The organism is Pseudoalteromonas sp. GW168-MNA-CIBAN-0100 (genome assembly GCF_040309225.1).
Classification (GTDB): Bacteria; Pseudomonadota; Gammaproteobacteria; order Enterobacterales; family Alteromonadaceae; genus Pseudoalteromonas; species Pseudoalteromonas arctica.
In genome coordinates this window covers 1-233 of sequence record NZ_JBEOOL010001148.1, presented here as the reverse complement: position 1 = coordinate 233, position 233 = coordinate 1, and the positions used below count along the sequence as shown (strand labels likewise).

The window sequence follows — 233 nt, the reverse complement described above, 5'->3', positions numbered from 1 at the left end:
AATCATGACAGACCTTGGTTTTGAAATAGATGCAACAGGTGGTACAGCTGCTGCACTTGAAAATGCTGACATTGCGGTTCGCCGTGTAAATAAAGTATTTGAAGGGCGCCCGCACATTCTTGATAGAATCAAAAGTGGCGAGTATAGCTATATTGTTAATACCACAGAAGGTCGCCAAGCGATTGAAGATTCGAAGGTGTTACGTCGTGGTGCTTTACAGCACAAAACCAACT

Annotated in this window: 1 protein-coding gene; it reads left to right on the top strand. The window is 43.3% G+C overall.

All coding sequences use genetic code 11. From position 1 onward, the window contains the following. On the top strand, window positions 1-233 hold a 233-nt coding region (locus AAEY62_RS24975), incomplete at both ends, for a hypothetical protein (protein ID WP_350637189.1).